Raw genomic sequence first — 2,975 nt, forward strand, 5'->3', positions numbered from 1 at the left:
ATCCGGATTTAGGATTCTCAAACATCAGGATAACAGTTCCCGGTATTACTCTCGTTGAATTTTCCAACTACTAGTACCTTTCTGTCCTATACGCCAGCCTAAAATCAGGAGCCTACCCTGTGGTGATTACAGTAACCCTATCGTTCAGCCTGATTCTCAAGCACCAATGAGGTCTAATGTCAATAATTTTCCATATTATGATAACATGATTAGAACACTAATTTTGTTGCGACAGGATGGATTATCCACGAGTAAGGATCCAGCATTTTACTCACCCGGGGAAGAAGAATTCCCGGTTTCTGCGGTCAGGGTATAATTCTCTGTGGGAATTGCAAACCCATCATTTTCTCTCCATCCCGCAAGATTCGTCTCTATAGATTGGAACATCCGGGTTCGTTCCTCCTCCGGCATAGCTGCAATTTGTGCGGCAATCGGAAAAATCGAGAAATATGCGGGGAGAAATTCGGTAAGTGATGGATGGCGGGCGATTTTCATACCGGACCGGATCTGTATATTTGAAAAACCGGCTTCCTCAACCAGGTTTCGTAGTTCCCGGGGGTTAGAAAGTGAACAGGCAGCCCGGAAAATTATCGTAGAATCCTCTCCAAAATACTCAGTAAAAACATCACATATTACTCCCACATGCGGGCTGTTCTCAGGACGGCCCCAGACATTTAATGCAAGCGTTCCTTGTGGTGTAAGGACTCTCTTCATCTCCTGAAGCGCTGTTGCTTTGTCCGGGAAAAACTGGAGCCCCTGCTGGCACAGAACCGTGTCAAATTCTCCGGCCATGAACGGCATGCTGGTTACGTCACTGTGATACCACTCGATGCCATTTACACCCTCGTGTTCTGCACATTTTCCCGCTACCCGGAGCATACCTTCATTAAGATCAACCGCTGCAATCCTACCATATGGTCCGACAATCCCCGCAGCTTTTCGTGCAACGATCCCGGTTCCACAGGCAACATCCAGAACTCTTTTTTTTGGGCAGACACCTCCGGCATTGATAAGATCTGATGTTAAGTCAGTCATCCATGTCGGGACGATATACCGTTCGTATGTTTCTGAATTATCATAGTTCATCTGCCATTTGAAGGTACTGTAGGGGGATGTGATATTTTTGTTACCCATCGGAATCACTAGGTAGTATATCGAGTGGTAAATTAGATCTCGAGGTAATCCTAGTACTGATGATCAAGAATCAATTATGCCAATTCTTAACATCGGATTACATTGATGATTTCTAAATATTTCCCACTTCAAGAAAATTTTATCTGGTTCATTACGCTGTATCCTCAGTAACTCAATCAGTTGTATCTGATATCATCTGAAAGCTTCAGCATATATAGTTACAGAAATGTCTCTTGCAGGGTCTCATTTTAACCCATTAATCTACAGGCTCCCAATTTCCCATTATGTAGGAATGGAAATTCTACAATATTTACATAGATATTTCTCATCGCAAGAATGACGATGATATATGCAGAATAACCGTGATATCGAGCATCAAACGCTCGGATTATTACGTCTCTATATTATTCCATTTACGTTAATCCTCTATATCGTTGCATTTTTGATCGGGTTAATTTAAGTTATGCTGCTATCGTCATGAACCCTGATCTCGGAATCAATGCTGAATTATTTGGATTTATTTCGGGGATATTTTTCATTGGGTATCTGATTTTTGAGATTCCTAGCAACCTTATGATGAAAAAATTCGGCGCCAGTTTTTGGATTTGCCGGATTATGATCTCATGGGGAGTAATTGCAGTTGCCACCGCTTTTGTTCAGAGTACATATGAATTGATAGTATTGAGGTTTCTACTCGGTATCGCCGAAGCAGGATTTTTTCCAGGTATGATCTGGTACTTGGGTACCTGGTTTCCAAAACGATATCTGGCCCGATCTATTGCCCTCTTTTCAACGGCAATCGTAATATCCAACATAATTGGTGCTCCGTTATCGATGTACATTATCGATACGGTGAACTGGGGATCAATTGCATCATGGAGATGGCTCTTCATTCTCGAAGGCATTCCTGCGATACTATTGGGGATTATTTCATTTTGGGTTTTGAGAAATGGCCCTGCTGATGCAGACTGGCTTGGCTCAGCAAATAAGGAATGGCTATTAAAGGAATTAGAATCCGAAAAGAAGATCGATTCACACACACACACCGTCTCATTTCGATATTGGCTGATTGGCGGATTCTGTTCTTCTCAGGGACCTACTTCTCAATGACTGTTGCGATGTATACGATTATTTTCTTTCTTCCCACTCTTTCAAATTCTGTTCTAGAGAATATGAGTTTTACTCTGATCGGTCTGCTGTTAGCAAACCCCTACGTGGTTACACTCATCTGCATGTGTCTGGTCTCCCATCATACTGATGTTATTGGTGAACGACTGTATCATACCGCTCTATTATTAGTTATTGCTGGTTTCGGGTTAATACTTGACCAATTTGAAACTGACCCATTACTTTCTCTCCTCGGAATCACCATTGCGTTATCGGGAGTACTTTCATTCATGGGCCCATTCTGGTCATATGTTCTCTCTTCACTCATCGAAGAAGAACAACCGGTAGGAGTAGCTATCATCAATTCAATAGGAAATCTTGGAGGCTTTGTAGGTCCGGTAATTACTGGTTTTCTTATATCTCAATTTGGTGCATTGAATGCTGGATGGTCGGTAATAGTGTTCATTCTCTGCATCGGGGCAATGATGGCATTTGTAGTGGAAAAAATTCCAAAACCAATGAGGAATTAACATCCCATTATCCTTCTCCTCTGATAACTCTGGAAAAATGTATATCTAAACGAGTACTGAAAACTTCATCATTATCCATCTGGCGACCATTTATAAAACACCTGATTCTACTCTTGAGTCAATTGGTCCATATAAGCAGACAATAATATAGAAAATGGTTGAACATCTGAATAGTTTGAGATGGGTCCAAAAAAAGGCTAACTC

At 41.6% G+C, this 2,975-nt stretch carries 3 protein-coding genes; 2 read left to right on the forward strand and 1 reads right to left on the reverse strand.

Annotated features, from left to right (window positions below; all coding sequences use genetic code 11):
• Nucleotides 1-267: 267 nt before the first annotated feature.
• Nucleotides 268-1,134, reverse strand: coding sequence for a class I SAM-dependent methyltransferase (locus tag LUQ50_RS07615; RefSeq protein ID WP_300038631.1), 867 nt, complete (start codon nucleotides 1,132-1,134; stop codon nucleotides 268-270).
• Nucleotides 1,135-1,572: 438 nt separating this feature from the next.
• Between LUQ50_RS07615 and LUQ50_RS07620 the strand changes: the two genes are divergently transcribed.
• On the forward strand, nucleotides 1,573-2,244 hold the full coding sequence (locus LUQ50_RS07620; protein ID WP_300038637.1) for an MFS transporter: 672 nt from the start codon (nucleotides 1,573-1,575) through the stop codon (nucleotides 2,242-2,244).
• A gap of 8 nt (nucleotides 2,245-2,252) precedes the next feature.
• Nucleotides 2,253-2,771: an MFS transporter gene (locus LUQ50_RS07625; protein WP_300038634.1), complete on the forward strand. Its 519-nt coding sequence runs from the start codon at nucleotides 2,253-2,255 to the stop codon at nucleotides 2,769-2,771.
• Nucleotides 2,772-2,975: the final 204 nt, after the last annotated feature.

It is taken from the genome of Methanospirillum sp. (assembly GCF_028679455.1).
Taxonomy (GTDB): domain Archaea; phylum Halobacteriota; class Methanomicrobia; order Methanomicrobiales; family Methanospirillaceae; genus Methanospirillum.

Coding starts and splice junctions, on each gene's coding strand:
- LUQ50_RS07615 (WP_300038631.1), bottom strand. CDS start 1,134: ATGGGTAACAAAAATATCACATCCCCCTACAGTACCTTCAAATGGCAG.
- LUQ50_RS07625 (WP_300038634.1), top strand. CDS start 2,253: ATGTATACGATTATTTTCTTTCTTCCCACTCTTTCAAATTCTGTTCTA.